Origin of the sequence: Streptomyces uncialis (genome assembly GCF_001905345.1) — a bacterium.
Taxonomy (GTDB): domain Bacteria; phylum Actinomycetota; class Actinomycetes; order Streptomycetales; family Streptomycetaceae; genus Streptomyces; species Streptomyces uncialis.
Genome location: NZ_LFBV01000010.1, coordinates 406,501 through 424,052 on the forward strand (window position 1 = coordinate 406,501; position 17,552 = coordinate 424,052).

The following is a 17,552-nucleotide window of genomic DNA, read 5'->3' on the forward strand; positions in this document are numbered from 1 at the left end:
CGCCGGCTGTCAGATACGGGGCTGTCGGGAGGGGCAGGGCAGGTCGGGAGAGGCGCGGTTCGGGGAGCAGGTGACCAGGGCCACCGAGTGGAAGACCGCGCCCTTCAGATAGTGGCCGAGGGAGACGTCCCCTCCCCATGTCAGCCGCTCGACGGCAGTCTTCACCAGGAGGACGAGCCTGATCGCCTCCCGGTCCTGCCCAGAGGCGAACCGAGGAGCGAACTCGGCGAGTTGGAGGCCCAGCCATACGCCGGCTTCCTTGGGTTCGGCCCATGTCCCCCGGATCATGGAGGGCGGTTTCATAAGCCAGTGCGCGGTCTGGACCGGCGGCACGTCAGAGGTCGGGAACACGCTCACGGCTTCGCGGTACCGGTCGCGCACCTCCGTCTCACTGGTCGCCGTCGGGGCCTGACCAGGGGGTCTGCGGATGCTCTCCTTGTCGAACGTCTTCTTCTCCCCGAGCCATGCGTAGCCGTGGTGGTGCACTGCCGCTCCGTTCCAAGGGACGGCGACGGCCCCGCCCGCCGGTGCGGGACGGGGCCCTCGGTTCAGGTGTGGCCGCGTTCAGGCGGGGCCGCGCTTCGGACCGGGCCGCGCTTCAGGCCGGGCCCGCGCTTCAGGCGGGGAGGCCGAACCACACGGGGTCGATACCCGCCGCGGCCAGCTCCTCCGTGGTGAAGCGCAGCGGTTCGGCGTCCGGCCGTTTGCTGTCACCCACGGCCCAGGCACCCGGCGCGATCCTCGCGAGCGTCACGCACGACTCACCGTCCGGGTGCGTGTTGCCACCGCATGCCTTCGAGAACGCGACTCCGTGGAGGGGGAGCCCGTACAGATCGGTCGCCATCGCGTCGCCTTTCGCCTTCATCCGAATGCGTCGGGACCAATCATGTCCGGGCAGCGGGCCGGTTCCTAGACGGTTTCCTGTTCACGAAAAAGCTCGTCCCGAATGGCCGCGATCAGGGTGCGCATATCGTCGCCGGAAACAGCGACACCACTGAACCGTTCGAATTTGGCAACATACAGCGCGATGTCCCTAGGATCTGTCATCACTGTTTCCGCATGGATCATCTCGACGGTCACCGTACGCTCGTCCTTGATGGAGAACGAGTGGCCCGGAAATTCCGTCTGCGCGGCCGACAGCCCGACGATCCCGATGTCCACGCCGGGCAGCCGGGACACGGAGATCAGCCGGTCGAGCTGTCCCGCCATGACCAGTGGTGGAACGATGCGCCACCGGAGGACGGATTCCGTGATGATGAAACGGAACGCCTTCTCTTCCGAGTACAGGATGCTTTGCCGAGCCAGCCTCACACCGACGGTTCGCTCCAGCTGCGCTTCGGTGAGACCTTTCCCGGCGAAGACCGCTCTCACGTATTCGGGGGTCTGGAGCAGACCAGGGACGAGCGAGTGCTGGAACAGGCGGAGCAGGGTTGTCTGTGATTCAAGTGCCTTTACCTGCTCCTGCTTCCGGCTGTACCCCAGCCGCCGCACGAGGCGCCACGCCGTGACCTCCGTGGTGGCCTCTCCGACCGCCGCCATGTACTCGCCCTTGACTTCGTCCGAGACACCGATGGCGGTGAGAATACAGTCGACGTCCGTGACGCTCGGAGCTGTCTTCCCGTTCTCGATCTTGGACAGCTTGGAACGGGACATGACAGCGCTACGGGCGACCGCTTTGGCCTCCAGTCCGGAGGACTCCCGCAGTTCCCGCAGCGCTGGCCCGAGGCCGGACTTCTTCACCCGCCGTACTCTGTCCACCATTCGGAGAACGGCACAGCCCGGTCCATGGCCGTGTCCCGGTAGGCCAAGAACCTGGAGAGCTGTTCCTCCCCATGGAAATCAGTACCCAGGTACCGGCCGTCCCCGTCGTACTTCATGGCTCCGACGGTCCGCTCGTCGAACAGCCAGAAGTCCGGCGCCTGAGGAATCGGGTTCTCCTGGTGCGTCGTGTCCAGGATGAAGAACTCTTCCCCGGCCGCCATGTTCCGACGGTATCCCCAGGAGAGCTCGAACCGGAGATAGTCCGTCAGCGGACGGGCCAGGACATGGACACGGTAGATCCGCTTTCCCGACCGGACCGCATCCCCGACCGTCTTCACCCACGCGGCCGTCTTGTACTCTTCCGGCTGCGGCTCACCTGCGAGAAACGCCCGGTACGCGTCGGCACCGCCCGACTTGCTGTAGTCGTCCAGGGTCTCCAGCCGGAACGCCTCCCGGTCGAATTCCTTGAAGCAATCCCCCAGCGTCCTAGATGAGATCGTCACGAACGGCCTTTCGGATGAGCTCCACGGGGATCTCCACCAGGGTTTCGTGGGCGGGGATCTCCAGTCCGTGTTCGGTGATCCTGGCCCCTTGGACAGCGAGCGTGCCCCGGTTCGTGAGGTAGAGGGCAGGACACTCGCCCTCTTCGCACTCGCCCACCAGCCGCGTCAGCTTCACATGTTCCCCCTGCTCTTCGGGTGTCCCGACAGATGCTCGCGGTCCCGGCCGGGGAGAGACAAGGGGTTCGGGTTTCCACTACTGGAAACCGGCCGGGCTCCCGCAACGGGGACAGAAATGAGGCGGCAGGACATCGCTGTCCTGCCGCCTCTCACCTTGGCGGGTGTCCCGGTCGGCCCGGCGCGCGCTGCTACTTCACGACCGTCAGCGGCAGCAGCTTCTTGCCCGTGGGGCCGATCTGGATGGCGGGTCCGTCCCGAAGGCCGTGTGTCTCCGCCAGGCGCTCAGACGTCGCCGTCCCGGGCCAGCGTGACCAATCCGGCGAACGCGCCAGAGGTGAATATGAGGACCGGCCCATCAGACAGCTTGCTGTCCCGAACGGGAACCGTACCGGTAGCGGACGCGTACGCAGGAGCCCACTCGACGCACTCGCCGCCGTTGCTCTGGCTGTAGCTCGAACTCGTCCAGTCCTGCTCAGGAATGTCGGTACGGGTCATGAGTAACAGTCCTTCGAAATGGAGTCGATCAACTGTGCCGACTCATCCAACGGCGCACCGTGGACATCGGTGTACACCAACTCATCCTGGACACGCCCTTGTACTTCGCGCTCTGCGAAGCTCACAACGGGGGACGGTACAAGCATCACACCCCGCTGATCGAGCGTCGCCGTGACGGAGTCGTGGCGCGCACTGCCGAACTCATCCGCGGCAACGGCTTCGCCGTCGATGACGAGCTGTGGGAGGTCGACGCGTCCGACTGCTCGCCGTGTGACAACAAGGTGCCCGACAGTCACTGACGCGGCGCTACAGTTCCAGCCCCTGCCCTGCCTCCAAGGGGTCTCCAAGGGCGGGGGCACCGAAACTGCCCGTACCCATCCGACGAAGGACGCTCCGTTGCCGGCACGCCACGACATCGACGCCGAACGCGAACTCTGGAACGCCTACGCGACGAGCACACGGAAGGACGTGTACGAGTCGGAGCCGGTCTTTCGCTGGACGCAGTACGCCGGGCATGGTCCGGGCCCCGAACTTCTCGGGTCCCCGGAATCCGTCCTTGAGATCGGATGCGGGACGGGGCGCGCGCTCGCCTATCTGGCACAGCGAGGAGTGAAGGCCACGGGCGTGGACCTGTCCCCCGTGATGGTGGAGCACACGACGGAGCGATGGGGTCCCATGGGGGCACGGTTCGTCTGTGCGGAAGTCCTCGGCCACCTCGCCGACACGGGCGAGAAGTACGACGCGGTCTATTCGATGTTCGGCGCGGTCTGGTTCACCGATCCGACCAGGCTCTTCCCGCTGATCCCACCCCGGCTGAACCCAGGTGGGGTCCTGGTCTTCTCCCAGCCCCCCGCGATTCCGGGAGCCTACGGGCCGCAGGGAATGTACAAGGGCGGGTTCGCCGGTCCGGCCATGTTCACCTACCGGTACAGCTATACGCCCCGCAAGTGGGAGAGCCTGCTGCTCAAAGCGGGGTTCCTTGAGGCTGAGGCGCGGGTGATCGAAGCCCCGACGCCCGGCCACATCGGAACCCTGATCGTCCGGGCCCGCATGGCTGAGACGTTCTGAGAACAAAAGAGGCGGCAGGACATCGCTGTCCTGCCGCCTCTTACTTCGGCGGGTGTCCCGGTCAGGCCGGTGCGCCGCTACTTCACGACCGTCAGCGGCAGCAGCTTCTTGCCCGTGGGGCCGATCTGGATGGACGTGTCCAACTGCGGGCACACCCCGCAGTCGAAGCACGGGGTCCAGCGGCAGTCGTCGACCTCGGTCTCGTCGAGGGCGTCCTGCCAGTCCTCCCAGAGCCAGTCCTTGTCGAGGCCGGAGTCGAGGTGGTCCCAGGGCAGGACCTCCTCGTAGGTGCGCTCGCGGGTGGTGTACCAGTCGACGTCGAGACCGACCGCGGGCAGTTCCTTCGCCGCGCAGGCCATCCAGCGGTCGTACGAGAAGTACTCACGCCAGCCGTCGAACCGGCCGCCGTCCTCGTAGACGGCGCGGATGACCGGGCCGAGGCGGCGGTCGCCGCGGGACAGCAGGCCCTCGACGATGCCGGGCTTGCCGTCGTGGTAGCGGAAGCCGATGGAGCGGCCGTACTTCTTGTCGCCGCGGATACGGTCCCGCAGCTTGCCGAGCCGGGCGTCCGTCTCCTCGGCGGAGAGCTGGGGCGCCCACTGGAAGGGGGTGTGCGGCTTGGGCACGAACCCGCCGATGGACACCGTGCAGCGGATGTCGTTGGCGCCGGAGACCTCACGGCCCTTCTGGATGACGTTCATCGCCATGTCGGCGATCTGGAGGACGTCCTCGTCGGTCTCGGTGGGCAGACCGCACATGAAGTACAGCTTCACCTGGCGCCAGCCGTTGCCGTAGGCGGTGGCGACCGTGCGGATCAGGTCCTCCTCGGAGACCATCTTGTTGATGACCTTGCGCAGCCGCTCCGAGCCGCCCTCGGGGGCGAAGGTCAGCCCGGACCTGCGGCCGTTGCGGGTCAGCTCGTTCGCCAGGTCGACGTTGAAGGCGTCCACCCGGGTCGACGGGAGGGACAGTCCGATCTTGTCCTTCTCGTACCGGTCCGCGAGGCCCTTCGCCACGTCCGCGATCTCGGTGTGGTCGGCGCTGGACAGCGACAGCAGACCGACCTCCTCGAAGCCGGTCGCCTTGAGGCCCTTCTCGACCATCTCACCGATACCGGTGATGCTGCGCTCACGGACCGGACGGGTGATCATGCCCGCCTGGCAGAAGCGGCAGCCCCGGGTGCAGCCGCGGAAGATCTCCACGGACATCCGCTCGTGGACGGTCTCCGCGAGGGGGACGAGGGGCTGCTTGGGGTAGGGCCACTCGTCGAGGTCCATGACGGTGTGCTTGGACACCCGCCACGGCACGCCCGAGCGGTTGGGCACGACCCGGCCGATCCGGCCGTCCGGCAGGTACTCGACGTCGTAGAACCGGGGGACGTACACCCCGCCGGTGCGCGCGAGCCGGAACAGCACTTCCTCGCGCCCGCCGGGACGGCCCTCTGCCTTCCAGGCGCGGACGATGTCGGTGATCTCCAGGACGGCCTGCTCGCCGTCGCCGATGACCGCGCAGTCGATGAAGTCCGCGACCGGCTCCGGGTTGAACGCCGCGTGACCGCCCGCGAGGACGATCGGGTCGTCGATGTCCCGGTCCTTGGACTCCAGCGGGATACCCGCGAGGTCCAGGGCGGTGAGCATGTTGGTGTAGCCCAGCTCCGTGGAGAAGCTCAGCCCGAACACGTCGAACGCCTTGACCGGGCGGTGCCCGTCGACCGTGAACTGGGGCACGTCGTGCTCGCGCATCAGCGCTTCGAGGTCCGGCCACACGCTGTAGGTGCGCTCGGCGAGGACGCCCTCGCGTTCGTTCAGTACCTCGTAGAGGATCATGACGCCCTGGTTGGGCAGCCCCACCTCGTAGGCGTCCGGGTACATGAGCGCCCAGCGGACATCACAGGCGTCCCACGGCTTCACCGTGGAGTTGAGTTCCCCACCGACGTACTGGATGGGCTTCTGGACGTGCGGGAGAAGCGCTTCCAGGCGTGGGAAGACCGACTCGACAGGCATCGTGGTGTCTCTCGTGAGCTGAACGGGGGACATCCCGCGAAAGAGGCGGGTGACCCTCAAGCCTAGCGCGTTCCGCGGATCTCCCGGGTCCGCCGCTGGGCCTCCTCCCACGCCTCGGGCAGCGCGTCCTCGTACCCGGCCGCCAGGTGCTCCTCGCGGCCGTACACCAGACCGTAGGTGAAGGAGCTCTCGCGGGCGCCCTGGGCCTGGGCGGCGATGTCCCGCAGGGCGCCCCGGGTCATCACGCTGTCCTGGTGCTCGCCGAGCAGCCCTTGCAGGGCCTTCGCCCCGCGTACGGCGTCCTTGGCGGGCACGCCGAGGGTGTCCAGGGCGGCCTCGGCGGCGTAGCGCAGCCGCTTGGCCTTCTTGCGGGCGTCGTGCATGGCGAGGTCGCGTTCGGGGCCGCGCGGCCGGGCGAGGGCGTCCTCGACCAAGGCGGAGAGCTTGCCGAAGTCCTTGGCGGCGGCCTTGTGGATCACCTTGGCGGGGTCCCGGTGCGCGGCGGGCAGCAGCGGCGGGGCGGCGAGCAGGGCGTCGATCCGGTTCAGCAGGGTGAGGTACCGCTTGCCGTCCAGTACGGCGATCAGCCGCCGGCGGGAGCCGCCGCGCCGGGCGTGCGCCCAGGTGCGCAGCCGGGTGCGGACGGGTCCGGCGGTGAGGGTGCGGGGCAGTCCGGTGAGATGGCCGGTGAGCCGCTCGGTCAGCACCTCGGCGTCCCGGTCGACACCGAGCTCCCCGGCGAGCCACTTCAGCTCGTCGGCGATGGGGTCGGTGACGGTGCGGTCGAGGACCTTGCCGTAGGAGCGGAAGGTGCTGCGCATCCGGCGGGTGGCGACCCGCATCCGGTGCACCGAGTCGTGCTCGTCGCGGCGGACGGCGGGGTCGAGGGTGACGAGGGCGTCCCGCTGCACGGTGAGATAGGCGAGGACGGGGGCGGCGGCGGTGTGGGGCGGCACGACGGGATCAGGTCCGGCCCCGGGCGCGGAGACGGGCGCGGGCGCGGAGACGGCCCCGGGCGCGGAGACGGGCACGGCCCCGGGTGCGGCCACGGCGTCGGGCGCGGGTCCGGCTTCCGTCCCGGTCCCGGGCCCGGACACCGCTTCGGACACGGGTCCGGCTTCGGCTTCGGCTTCGGCTTCGGCTTCGGCGGACACGGCACCGGACCCCGGTACGGCCTCGGCGGCGGGCTCAGGCGCGGCTACGGGCACGGGTGCGGGTGCGGTCTCCGCGAGGGCGCGGGCCAGTTTGGAGGCGGACTTCGAACGGCGCAGTCCGCCCTTCTTCAGCTTCTTCTCGACCTTGTCGAGGAACGCGGGCTCCTGGTCGTCCGCCAGCTCGACCTCGATCTCGGTCCAGCCGGTGCTGCCGTCGCCGCCGGAGAGCCGGTCGGCGGTGACCACGTCGACGCTGAGTTCGGCGAGCAGCGCCCCGTCGGAGTCGACGAGGTGGTGGATGTCGCGCAGGGAGCGCAGCCGGACCACGGGCAGCAGCGGGGCGTCCCGGATACGGGAGCGCACGAGTCCGACGAGGACCCGGGGCACCCCGGCGGACAGGGGGGCGCGGATCTCGTCGCGCACGCCGTCGGCGACCGGGAGCTTCAGATGCCATCCGGCGTCGTCGCCGCCGGTGCGGCGGCGCAGGGTGATCGACGCGGCGGCGAGCCGCTGGTCGGCGGTGTCGTAGTAGACGGCGTCCAGCTCGGTGACCCCGCGGTGGACGAGGGCCGAGACACCGCCGACCGCGGTCAGATCCGGCAGCGACGTCGCGTCGGTGTCCCGGCCCCTGGCTTCGTACTTACGCTCGATCTCACGCTTTGTGTCCGCCATGCACCGAATGTAGACGGATTTATCCGTCCGGGGCAGCCCTCGCGTCGGGTGCGCGGCCGGTCGTCGTGCGGAATTGGCCGGTGGACCACCCTCGCGGAGCCCGGTGGCCGGGCTGCCGCACGCGTGAACTCCCCCTGGCGCATGCGTGGGCCTGCTGCCGCACGGGGGGCCGTCCCCGCCGCGCGCCCGCGCACGCCGTTACCGGCCAGGCACCCTGTACCGGCCAGGCGGCCCGTACCGGCCAGGCGGCCCGTACCGGTCAGGCGGACAGGGGCCGTTGCACCCGGATCGACTGGAGGAGTCCGACGGCGACCCAGACCGCGAACATCGCGGACCCTCCGTAGGAGACGAACGGCAGGGGCAGGCCCGCGACGGGCATGATGCCGAGGGTCATCCCGATGTTCTCGAACGACTGGAAGGCGAACCAGGCGATGATCCCGGCGGCGACGATCGTGCCGTACAGCTCGGTGGTCTCGCGGGCGATCCGGCAGGCGCGCCACAGCAGGACGCCGAGCAGGACGAGGATCAGTCCGGCGCCGACGAAGCCCAGTTCCTCACCGGCGACGGTGAAGACGAAGTCGGTCTGCTGCTCGGGGACGAACTGGCCCGTGGTCTGGGAACCCTTGAACAGGCCCATCCCGCTGAGTCCGCCGGAGCCGATGGCGATCCGGGCCTGGTTGGTGTTGTAGCCGACGCCCGCCGGGTCGAGCTCCGGGTTGGCGAAGGCGGCGAAGCGGTTGATCTGGTACTCGTCGAGGACGTTGAGCTGCCAGACCGCGATGGCGCCGAGCGCGCCGGTGCCGAGCAGCCCGAAGACCCAGCGGTTGGAGGCGCCGGAGGCGAGCAGCACCCCGAGCACGATCATCGCCATCACCATGACCGACCCGAGGTCGGGCATCAGCAGGACGATCACTATCGGGATGACGGCGAGACCGAGGGCCTGGACGACGGTCCGGTGGCCGGGGTGGGCCCGGTCACCGGCGTCGACCCGGGCGGCGAGCAGCATCGCCATCCCCAGGATGATCGTGACCTTCACGAACTCGGAGGGCTGGAGGGTGAAGCCGCCGCCGATGACGATCCAGGCGTGGGCGCCGTTGATGGTGGCGCCGAGCGGGGTGAGCACCAGCAGGACGAGGAAGACGGAGACGCCGTAGAGGATCGGCACGGCGGTGCGCAGATTGCGGTGGCCGAGCCAGATGGTGCCGATCATCAGGACGATGCCGATACCGGTGTTGAGCAGATGGCGGAAGAGGAAGTTGTAGGGGTCGCCGCCGGTGAGCTCGGTGCGGTTGCGGGTCGCGGAGTAGACGAGGACGGCGCCGATCAGCGAGAGCGCGAGGGCCGACAGCAGTATCGGCCAGTCGAGGCGGCGCAGCAGGCCGTCCCGGGCGGTGACCCGGGACAGCCAGGAGCGTTCGGGGCCGTAGCCGGAGACGGAGAAGCCGTGGGAGCCGCTCATCAGTCGCGCCTGCCGGTCGTCGCGGGCGGTCCGGCGAGCGCCTGGGTGCTCGGGGACGGCTCGGGCTGGGGGTCGTAGGGCCTGATCCTCGGGGAGTCGATGGCGCCGTCGCGGCCGATCCTCGGCAGGCTCTTCTGCGGCTGGGGCAGCAGGGCCTTCCTGGGGTCGATCTTGCCTTCGGGGCTGACTCCGTAGAGCGCGTTGAAGACGTTGCGGACGGCGGGCGCGGAGGCGCCGGAGCCGGTGCCGCCCTGGGCGATGGTCATGACGATGGCGTACTCGTCGGTGTAGGTCGCGAACCAGGAGGTGGTCTGCTTGCCGTGGACCTCGGCGGTGCCGGTCTTGGCGTGCATCGGGATCTTGTCCTGGGGCCAGCCGCCGAAGCGCCAGGCGGCGGTGCCGCGGGTGGCGACCCCTTCGAGGGCACCGTCTATCTCGTCGCGGGTCTTGCGGGTCATGGGGAGCTTGGCGCCCGCGCGGGGCGCGATCTCGCGGACCTGCTTGCCGTCGGGGCTGATGACCGCCTTGCCGACGCTGGGGTGGTAGAGGGTGCCGCCGTTGGAGATGGCGCCGTAGATGGCGGCCATCTGGATCGGGGTCACCAGGGTGTCGCCCTGGCCGATGCTGTAGTTGACGGAGTCACCGGCGCGCATCAGGTTGCCTTCGAGGCAGTTCTCGTAGGAGAGCTGCTGGATGAAGTCGCCGCCCTTCTTGCCCGCCTTGCACCAGGCGTCCTTGTTGGCCTTCCAGAAGTCCTTCTTCCACTGCCGGTCGGGGATTCGGCCGGTGACCTCGTTGGGGAGGTCGATGCCGGTCTCCTTGCCGAGGCCGAACTGGTGGGCGGTCTTGTAGAACCAGTCGTTGGTCTTGTTCTTGGGCTTGATGCCCCCGTCGCGCTTCCACTCCTCGTGGGAGAGGCGGTAGAAGACGGTGTCGCAGGAGACCTCCAGGGCCTGCCCGAGGTCGATCGAGCCGTATCCCTTGGACTCGAAGTTGTTGAAGACCTGGCCGCCGATGGCGTACGAGCTGGAGCACTCGTAGTTGTCGTCGAAGCCGTATCCGGCGTTGACGGCGGCGGCGACGGGGACGACCTTGAAGATGGAGCCGGGGGCGGCCTGGCCCTGGATGGCCCGGTTGAGCAGCGGGTAGTTGGAGTTCTTGCCGGTGAGGCGGGCGTAGTCCTTGCCGGAGATACCGCCGACCCAGGCGTTGGGGTCGTAGGTGGGGTTGGACGCCATGGCGACGACCCGGCCGGTCTTGGCCTCCATCACGACGATGGCGCCGGAGTCGGCCTTGTAGTTCATGCTGGTGTTGTCGTCGTAGACCTTGCGGGCCTCTTTGAGCGCCGCTTGCAGCTCGTACTCGGCGACCCGCTGGACGCGGGCGTCGATGCTGGTGACGACGTTGGCGCCGGGTTCCGCCTTGTCGCTCTTGGCCTCGCCGATGACCCGGCCGAGGTTGTCGACCTCGTAGCGGGTGATGCCGGCCTTGCCGCGCAGTTCCTTGTCGTACTGCCGTTCCAGTCCGCTGCGGCCGACCTGGTCGGAGCGCAGGTACGGCGAGTCGCTGTCCTTGGCCTTCTCGATCTCCGCGTCGGTGACGGGGGAGAGATAGCCGAGCACCTGGGCGGTGTTGGCGTCGCCGGGCGCGGCGTAGCGGCGGACGGCGGTGGGTTCGGCGGTGATGCCGGGGAAGTCCTCGGAGCGTTCCCGGATCTGGAGCGCCTGCTTCGGGGTGGCCTCGTCGGTGATCGGGATCGGCTGGTAGGGGGAGCCGTTCCAGCAGGGCTGCTTGGTCTCGGCGTCGCAGAGGCGGACCTTGTCGGTGACCTCCTTGGGCTTCATCCCGAGGACCTCGGCGAGCCGGGTGAGGGCCGCCTTGCCGTCGTCCGGCATCTTCATCAGGTCGGTGCGGGACGCGGAGACCACGAGCCGGGTCTCGTTGTCGGCGAGGGGCACTCCGCGCGCGTCGAGGACGGAGCCGCGCACGGCGGGCTGCACGACCTGCTGGACGTGGTTGCCGGAGGCTTCCTCGGCGTACTCCTCGCCGTTGCGGATCTGGAGGTACCAGAGGCGTCCGCCGAGGGTGAGCAGCAGCGACACCACCAGTACCTGGATGACGACGAGCCGGACCTGGACCCGGGGTGTGCGTCCGGTCTCCGGAATGTTCGTCACAGTCGCTTGGCCCCCTTGACCTTGATACGTCCCGCGCGTGCCACCCGGGCCCGCGCCGCCTTCACCCGCAGTCCGCCGCGCTGGTTGCCGATCCGCAGGCCCGTGCCGGAGGACAGCCAGCCCGCCGAGACATCGCTCTTGGCGGCGGCGTTGGTCTCCGCGAGCGGGTCGTTGTCGGCACGTCTGGCGAGGGCCATGATGAACGGCACCGTGAACGGCGCGAGCAGCAGATCGTAGAGCGCGGCGGTGAACAGCAGGCTGGTGAGTCCCACATGGCGGGCGGCGGTGTCACCGACGAGGGCGCCGACGCCCGCGTACAGCAGGGTGGAGCCGATGGCGGAGCCGACGACGACGAACATGGGTCCGACGGCGGACATCAGCCGGCCGTTCTCCGGCTTGGCGAGTCCCGCGAGGTAGCCGATCACGCACAGGACCAGCGCGTACCGCCCAACCGCGTGGTCGGCGGGCGGGGCGAGGTCGGCGAGGAGTCCCGCGCCGAAGCCGATCAGGGCGCCGCTGACATGGCCGTAGACCAGGGCGAGGCCGAGGACGGTGAGCAGCAGCAGGTCGGGGACGGCGCCGGGCAGTTGCAGCCGGGCGAGGACGCTCACCTGGAGGACCAGGGCGACCACCACCAGGGTGGCGGAGAGCAGCATCCGGTTGAAGCGCATGGTCCAGCTCCTACTGCTCTTGCGGCTGACCGGACTGCGCGAGCTCGCCGGGTGCCTGCGGGGACGGGGTGACGGTGACGGTCACGGTGGGCGTGGGGGTCGGCTTGGCGGCGGGCGGCAGCACGGTGTCACGCGGGTCCTCGCGCGGTGCCTCGACGACGACGCCGACGATGTCCAGCTTGGTGAAGCCGGTGTAGGGCTTCACGTAGACGGTGCGGGTGAGGTCGCCGCCGGAGGGGTCGACGCGGGTGACCACGCCGACGGGGACCCCGGGGACGAACGGCTTGTCGGCCTCCGAGCCGAAGGTGACGAGCCGGTCGCCCTTCTTGACCTTGGACTTGCCGTTGAGGAGCTGGACGCGCAGCGGGCCGTCACCGCCGCCGGAGGCGAAGCCGAGTTCGTCGGTCTTCTCCATCCGGGTGCCGACGGTGAAGTCGGGGTCGTTGGCGAGCAGGACCGTGGCGGTGGAGGGGCCGACGGTGGTGACCCGGCCGACGAGGCCGTCGCCGTTGAGGACGGTCATGTCGCGCCGGAGGCCGTCCTTGGCGCCCGCGTCGATGGTGACGGTCCAGGAGAAGCCCTGCGCTGCTCCTATCCCGATGACCTCGGCCGCCTTGATGCCGTACTGTCCGGCGCCCGCCGTCTTCAGCATCGCGTCGAGCTGGCGGACCCGGCTGCGGTTGCGGTCGTCGCTGCCGAGCCGGGCCTTGAGCCCGGCGTTCTCCCGTTCCAGTACGGCGATCCGGTCGTGGCGTTCCCCGGAGTCGCGGACGGCGCCGATGGCGTTGCCGATGGGGTCCACCGCCGAGGAGACGCCGTTCTCCACCGGTCCGAGTACCGCTGCGGCGGCTCTGCGGGCGCCGTCGACCGGTGAGTCCTCGCCGCCCCTGATGTCGACCGTGATCAACGCGAACGCGATGACGATCAGCAGCACCAGGAGCAGTCGGCTCTCTCGTGTGTCCCTCACGTGCGGCGGCCGTGCCTTCCTCGTCGGAATGTCTGTGGGGAATGTCTGTGGAGCTATGGAGCCATGTGGCTATGTGGCTATGTGTGTCTGCGGGCTGCGGGCTGTGGGTGTGGGCCGGGCCGGGGATCGGGGCCGGGGCTGTGGGGGATGTCGGTGGGTGTCGTTGCGCCTGCGCCTGCGTTCCGGTGCCTGTACCGGTGCCGGTGCCGGTGCCGGTGCCGGTACTGATCCTGGCCCCGATTCCGAATACCGGTCCCGTTTCCGTTGCCGGTCCCGTTTCCGTTGCCGGTCCCGTTTCCGTTGCCGGTCCCGTTTCCGTTGCCGGTCCGCTGACGTTCCCGGTCCCGCCGGACGGGCCGTACGGTCGGCACCCGCCCGGTGCCGATACCCGATATCCGCTGCCCGGCGGCCGGCCGGGTGCCACGGTGGCCGGGAGCCGCCGCGTGGACGCCGGGCCGGGGGCCGGGGCCCCCGGGGGTGGTCACGGGCGGGGCGTCCGCCGGGGTATCGGGGCCGGGGCCCGGGGTCCACGGCGGAACCCGGGCGTCATCGGCGCGGCTGGGCGTCCAGCACCTGCTGGAGCGCCTCGAACTCCTCGACGCACTTCCCGGAGCCGAGGGCGACGGAGTCGAGCGGGTTCTCGGCGATATGGATCGGCATGCCCGTCTCGCGGCGCAGCCGCTCGTCGAGGCCGCGCAGCAGGGCGCCGCCGCCGGTCAGCACGATGCCCCGGTCCATGACGTCGCCGGACAGCTCCGGCGGGCACTTGTCGAGGGTCGTCTTGACGGCGTCGACGATCGCGTTGACGGGTTCCTCGATGGCCTTGCGGACCTCGGTGGCCGAGATGACCACGGTCTTCGGCAGGCCGGAGACCAGGTCGCGGCCGCGGATCTCGGTGTGCTCGTCGTTGTCGAGGTCGTACGCGGAGCCGATCGTGATCTTGATCTGTTCGGCGGTGCGCTCGCCCAGCAGAAGGCTGTACTCCTTCTTGATGTGCTGGATGATCGCGTTGTCCAGCTCGTCGCCCGCGACCCGGATCGACTGCGCCGTGACGATTCCGCCCAGCGAGATGACCGCGACCTCGGTCGTGCCGCCGCCGATGTCCACGACCATGTTGCCGGTGGCCTCGTGGACGGGGAGCCCGGAGCCGATGGCGGCCGCCATGGGCTCCTCGATGATGTGCACCTGGCGGGCACCGGCCTGCGACGACGCCTCGATGACGGCGCGGCGCTCCACTCCTGTGATGCCCGAGGGGACGCAGACGACGACCCGGGGGCGCGCGAGATAGCGCCGCTTGTGGATCTTGAGGATGAAGTAGCGGAGCATCCGCTCGGTGATCTCGAAGTCGGCGATCACGCCGTCCTTCAGGGGACGCACGGCCACGATGTTGCCGGGGGTGCGTCCGATCATCTTCTTCGCTTCGGAACCGACCGCGAGGATGCCACCGGTGTTGGTGTTGATCGCGACGACGGACGGCTCGTTGAGCACGATCCCCTTGCCTCTGACGTACACCAGCGTGTTGGCGGTCCCGAGGTCGACAGCCATGTCACGGCCGATGAACGACATGTGGTTCCCCATGAGGATGCGTCTGGCCTTCCCAAGTGGAGCGTGTTGAGTGCTTTTCAGGTCGGCATGTGGGTGCTGTGTGGCGTGAAGGCTTCCATCGTAGTCTCGCCCGCACGGACACGGCGCTAAGGTCCTCGCCATTGTCAGCAGATGAAGCACTGCCCCGCTATTGGGGACGTGCGGATGGAGCCATGCGTTCCCCCGATCGGCGCGCATATGTCCATGGTCCAGCTGATTTTTTCGCGGGGAATCCTGTTCGGAATGCGGACCCCGATGACGTCCCGTCAGGAAATTCTCTACGTGAACATGTCGTCGGCGGGTCCTGCGCGACCGGGTGGACACCACCGGACGGGACCCGCCGGGCGTGTCCCGGACGGCGCACCCCGCACCCGGGAGCTGGACACGGGGACGGGGTGGCGGCGGACGCGCGGCGCGGGGGGCCGGTCAGGCCAGGTTCGGGAAGAAGATCTTCAGCTCGCGGTTCGCGGACTCCTCGGAGTCGGACGCGTGGATCAGGTTCTCGCGGGTGATGGTGCCGAGGTCGCCGCGGATGGAACCGGGGGCCGCCGTGATCGGGTCGGTGGGACCGGCCAGCACCCGGATGCCCTCGATGACCCGCTCGCCCTCGACGACCAGCGCCACGACCGGGCCGGAGGACATGAACGTGACGAGCGGCTCGTAGAAGACCTTGCCGACATGCTCGGCGTAGTGCTGCTCCAGGGTCTCCCGGTCCAGCGTCCGCAATTCCAGCGCGGTGATCCGCCAGTCGGCCTTGCGTTCGATACGGCCGACGATCTCGCCCACCAGACCCCGCCGCACGGCATCGGGCTTGAGGAGGACGAGGCTGCGCTGGGTCATGGTGTGCGGCTCCTTCGGTCACCTGGTGTACGGGTCCTCAGAGGTTACAGGCACCGCACACCCCTCCGTCACGCAGCGTCAGGCCCTGGCCCGGCCGTCGCCGTCCCCTCCTGCGCGGCGGCCCAGCGGGCCTTCACCTCGTCCACCTTGCGGCCGTAGTGCAGGGACGCCCACCACAGCGCGCCGAAGCACAGCCCGAGCACGAACATCATCGGCACGACGAAGCCGCTGAGGACCAGCAGCCCCTGGAGCGCCCAGCCCAGCTGGACGCCCAGCGGCCGGGTGACGAAGCCGCAGAGCAGCAGGCTCAGCGCCATCAGGGCCCCGCACACCCCCCATACCGCGCCCAGCGAGAGATCGGGGTCCTTCATGGCGACGAGACCGGCGAAACCGATCACGAAGAACTCACCGAGCAGTGTGGACGAACAGAGAACCCGCACAGTCAGCCCCTCCCGAGGAGCAGTCGGGCATCCCCGACGGTGAAGACGGAACCGGTGACGAGCACTCCCCCGCCGGAGAACTGGCCGTCCTCCTCGGCGAGCGTGATCGCCGCCTCGATGGCGTCGTCGATCCGGGGCTCGACCTGGACGCGCTCCTCCCCGAACACCTCCACGGCGATCGCGGCGAGCGTGTCCACGTCCATCGCGCGATGGGTGGTGTGCTGGGTGACGACGACCTCGGTGAAGACCGGCTCAAACGCTTCGAGCAGCCCCCGGACGTCCTTCTCCGCGCTGGCCCCGACGACACCGATCAGTCTGCTGAAGCCGAACGCCTCGTCCAGCGAACCGGCGACGGCACGCGCGCCCGCCGGATTGTGCGCCGCGTCCAGCACGACGGTCGGCGAACGGCGCACGACCTCCAGCCGGCCGGGGGAGGTGACGGACGCGAACGCCTTGCGGACGGTGTCCATGGCGAGCGGCTCCGAGCGCTGGGCGCCCACCCCGAAGAACGCCTCGACGGCGGCGAGCGCGACGGCCGCGTTGTGCGCCTGGTGGACGCCGTGCAGCGGGAGGAAGACCTCCTCGTACTCGCCGCCGAGACCGCGCAGGGTCAGCAGCTGACCGCCGACGGCCACCTGCCGGGCCACCACGCCGAACTCCAGGCCCTCCCGGGCCACCGTGGCGTCGACCTCGACGGCCTTCTTCAGCAGCACCTGCGCCGCGTCCACGGGCTGCTGGGCGAGGATGACCGTGGCGTCCTGCTTGATGATCCCGGCCTTCTCCCCCGCGATCTCGCCGGGTGTCGAGCCGAGCCGGTCGGTGTGGTCCAGGTCGATCGGGGTGACCACGGCGACCGAGGCGTCGATGACGTTGGTGGCGTCCCAGGTGCCGCCCATGCCGACCTCGACCACGGCGACATCGACCGGGGCGTCGGCGAACGCCGCGTACGCCATCGCGGTCAGCACCTCGAAGAACGACAGCCGGTACTCCTGCTGGGCGTCGACCATCTCGATGTACGGCTTGATGTCGCGGTACGTCTCCACGAACCGCTCGGGGTCGATCGGGGCGCCGTCCAGACTGATCCGCTCGGTGATCGACTGGACGTGCGGCGAGCTGTACCGGCCGGGGCGCAGATCGAAGGCGGCGAGCAGGGCCTCGATCATGCGGGCCGTGGACGTCTTGCCGTTGGTGCCGGTGATGTGGATCGACGGATAGGTGCGCTGGGGGTCGCCGAGGATGTCCAGCAGGGAGGCGATCCGGGTGACGGACGGCTCCAGCTTGGTCTCGCCCCAGCGGCTCGACAGCTCCGTCTCGACCTCGCGCAGCGCGCGGTCCACCTCGGGGTCCTCGGGGCGGCCGGGCAGATCCGGCGAGGGGGCACCGCCCTGGGTGCGCAGGGTGCGGCTCCCTGCCTCGATCGCGGCGAGATCGGGGTCGCGACCGGTCTCGGCCTCGACGATCTCGTCGAACTGGTCCAGAGGGTCACGGTCCGGGTCACGCGGGGGGTACTGGCTCACGCGCCCAGTCTACGGAGGCCCACCGACAGCGGCTCACCCGCCGCCGCCGTCCCACCGGCCGGACGGG

17 protein-coding genes and 1 pseudogene are annotated in these 17,552 nt (G+C 69.5%); 2 read left to right on the top strand and 16 right to left on the bottom strand.

What is annotated here, in order from left to right; all coding sequences use genetic code 11:
- Window positions 1-9 precede the first annotated feature (9 nt).
- The 6 genes from AB852_RS32035 to AB852_RS32060 form a co-directional block, all read right to left on the bottom strand.
- The gene (locus AB852_RS32035) at window positions 10-486 is read right to left on the bottom strand and encodes a hypothetical protein (protein ID WP_073793703.1); all 477 of its coding nucleotides are present in this window, start codon (window positions 484-486) and stop codon (window positions 10-12) included.
- A gap of 130 nt (window positions 487-616) precedes the next feature.
- Entirely contained in the window at window positions 617-844 is a 228-nt protein-coding gene (locus AB852_RS32040) for a DUF397 domain-containing protein (RefSeq protein ID WP_073794306.1), read from the bottom strand.
- 65 nt (window positions 845-909) lie between these two features.
- The gene (locus tag AB852_RS32045; RefSeq protein ID WP_073793704.1) at window positions 910-1,740 is read right to left on the bottom strand and encodes a helix-turn-helix domain-containing protein; all 831 of its coding nucleotides are present in this window, start codon (window positions 1,738-1,740) and stop codon (window positions 910-912) included.
- Window positions 1,737-2,264 carry a DUF6879 family protein gene (locus AB852_RS32050; RefSeq protein WP_073793705.1) on the bottom strand — a complete coding sequence of 176 codons (528 nt, stop codon included), beginning with the start codon at window positions 2,262-2,264 and terminating at the stop codon, window positions 1,737-1,739. Before AB852_RS32050 ends, AB852_RS32045 begins: the two co-directional genes overlap by 4 nt.
- On the bottom strand, window positions 2,248-2,439 hold the full coding sequence (locus AB852_RS32055) for a hypothetical protein (RefSeq protein WP_073793706.1): 192 nt from the start codon (window positions 2,437-2,439) through the stop codon (window positions 2,248-2,250). The genes AB852_RS32050 and AB852_RS32055 overlap by 17 nt, the downstream gene beginning before the upstream one ends.
- A gap of 284 nt (window positions 2,440-2,723) precedes the next feature.
- Window positions 2,724-2,936, bottom strand: a complete 213-nt coding sequence (locus tag AB852_RS32060; RefSeq protein WP_073793707.1) for a DUF397 domain-containing protein — start codon at window positions 2,934-2,936, stop codon at window positions 2,724-2,726.
- A 56-nt stretch (window positions 2,937-2,992) separates the two neighbouring features.
- On the opposite strand from AB852_RS32060, the pseudogene AB852_RS32065 reads away from it, so the two are divergent.
- Together AB852_RS32065 and AB852_RS32070 are read left to right on the top strand one after the other, a co-directional pair.
- Window positions 2,993-3,235, top strand: a pseudogene (locus AB852_RS32065) (hypothetical protein); the annotation flags it as partial.
- Window positions 3,236-3,332: 97 nt separating this feature from the next.
- On the top strand, window positions 3,333-4,004 hold the full coding sequence (locus AB852_RS32070) for a class I SAM-dependent methyltransferase (protein ID WP_073793708.1): 672 nt from the start codon (window positions 3,333-3,335) through the stop codon (window positions 4,002-4,004).
- 77 nt (window positions 4,005-4,081) lie between these two features.
- Here the strand turns inward: AB852_RS32070 and AB852_RS32075 are convergent, their stop codons facing one another.
- The 10 genes from AB852_RS32075 to folC form a co-directional block, all read right to left on the bottom strand.
- Complete coding sequence (locus AB852_RS32075) at window positions 4,082-6,007, bottom strand: TIGR03960 family B12-binding radical SAM protein (RefSeq protein WP_073793709.1); 1,926 nt, start codon at window positions 6,005-6,007, stop codon at window positions 4,082-4,084.
- 62 nt (window positions 6,008-6,069) lie between these two features.
- Window positions 6,070-7,833, bottom strand: coding sequence for a CHAD domain-containing protein (locus AB852_RS32080; protein WP_073793710.1), 1,764 nt, complete (start codon window positions 7,831-7,833; stop codon window positions 6,070-6,072).
- Window positions 7,834-8,092: 259 nt separating this feature from the next.
- On the bottom strand, window positions 8,093-9,292 hold the full coding sequence (gene rodA, locus AB852_RS32085; RefSeq protein WP_073793711.1) for a rod shape-determining protein RodA: 1,200 nt from the start codon (window positions 9,290-9,292) through the stop codon (window positions 8,093-8,095).
- Complete coding sequence (mrdA, locus tag AB852_RS32090; RefSeq protein ID WP_073793712.1) at window positions 9,292-11,466, bottom strand: penicillin-binding protein 2; 2,175 nt, start codon at window positions 11,464-11,466, stop codon at window positions 9,292-9,294. Before mrdA ends, rodA begins: the two co-directional genes overlap by 1 nt.
- Window positions 11,463-12,137 (bottom strand): rod shape-determining protein MreD, encoded by a 675-nt coding sequence (mreD, locus tag AB852_RS32095; RefSeq protein WP_073793713.1) that lies wholly within the window; start codon window positions 12,135-12,137, stop codon window positions 11,463-11,465. The genes mrdA and mreD overlap by 4 nt, the downstream gene beginning before the upstream one ends.
- Window positions 12,138-12,147: 10 nt before the next feature.
- Window positions 12,148-13,104 carry a rod shape-determining protein MreC gene (gene mreC, locus AB852_RS32100; RefSeq protein WP_073793714.1) on the bottom strand — a complete coding sequence of 319 codons (957 nt, stop codon included), beginning with the start codon at window positions 13,102-13,104 and terminating at the stop codon, window positions 12,148-12,150.
- 546 nt (window positions 13,105-13,650) lie between these two features.
- Entirely contained in the window at window positions 13,651-14,670 is a 1,020-nt protein-coding gene (locus AB852_RS32110; protein ID WP_073793716.1) for a rod shape-determining protein, read from the bottom strand.
- Between the two features lie 444 nt (window positions 14,671-15,114).
- Window positions 15,115-15,528: a nucleoside-diphosphate kinase gene (gene ndk, locus AB852_RS32115; RefSeq protein WP_073793717.1), complete on the bottom strand. Its 414-nt coding sequence runs from the start codon at window positions 15,526-15,528 to the stop codon at window positions 15,115-15,117.
- Between the two features lie 68 nt (window positions 15,529-15,596).
- Window positions 15,597-15,968, bottom strand: coding sequence for a DUF4233 domain-containing protein (locus AB852_RS32120; RefSeq protein WP_073793718.1), 372 nt, complete (start codon window positions 15,966-15,968; stop codon window positions 15,597-15,599).
- A gap of 2 nt (window positions 15,969-15,970) precedes the next feature.
- The gene (folC, locus tag AB852_RS32125; protein ID WP_073793719.1) at window positions 15,971-17,485 is read right to left on the bottom strand and encodes a bifunctional tetrahydrofolate synthase/dihydrofolate synthase; all 1,515 of its coding nucleotides are present in this window, start codon (window positions 17,483-17,485) and stop codon (window positions 15,971-15,973) included.
- Between the last annotated feature and the right edge of the window lie 67 nt (window positions 17,486-17,552).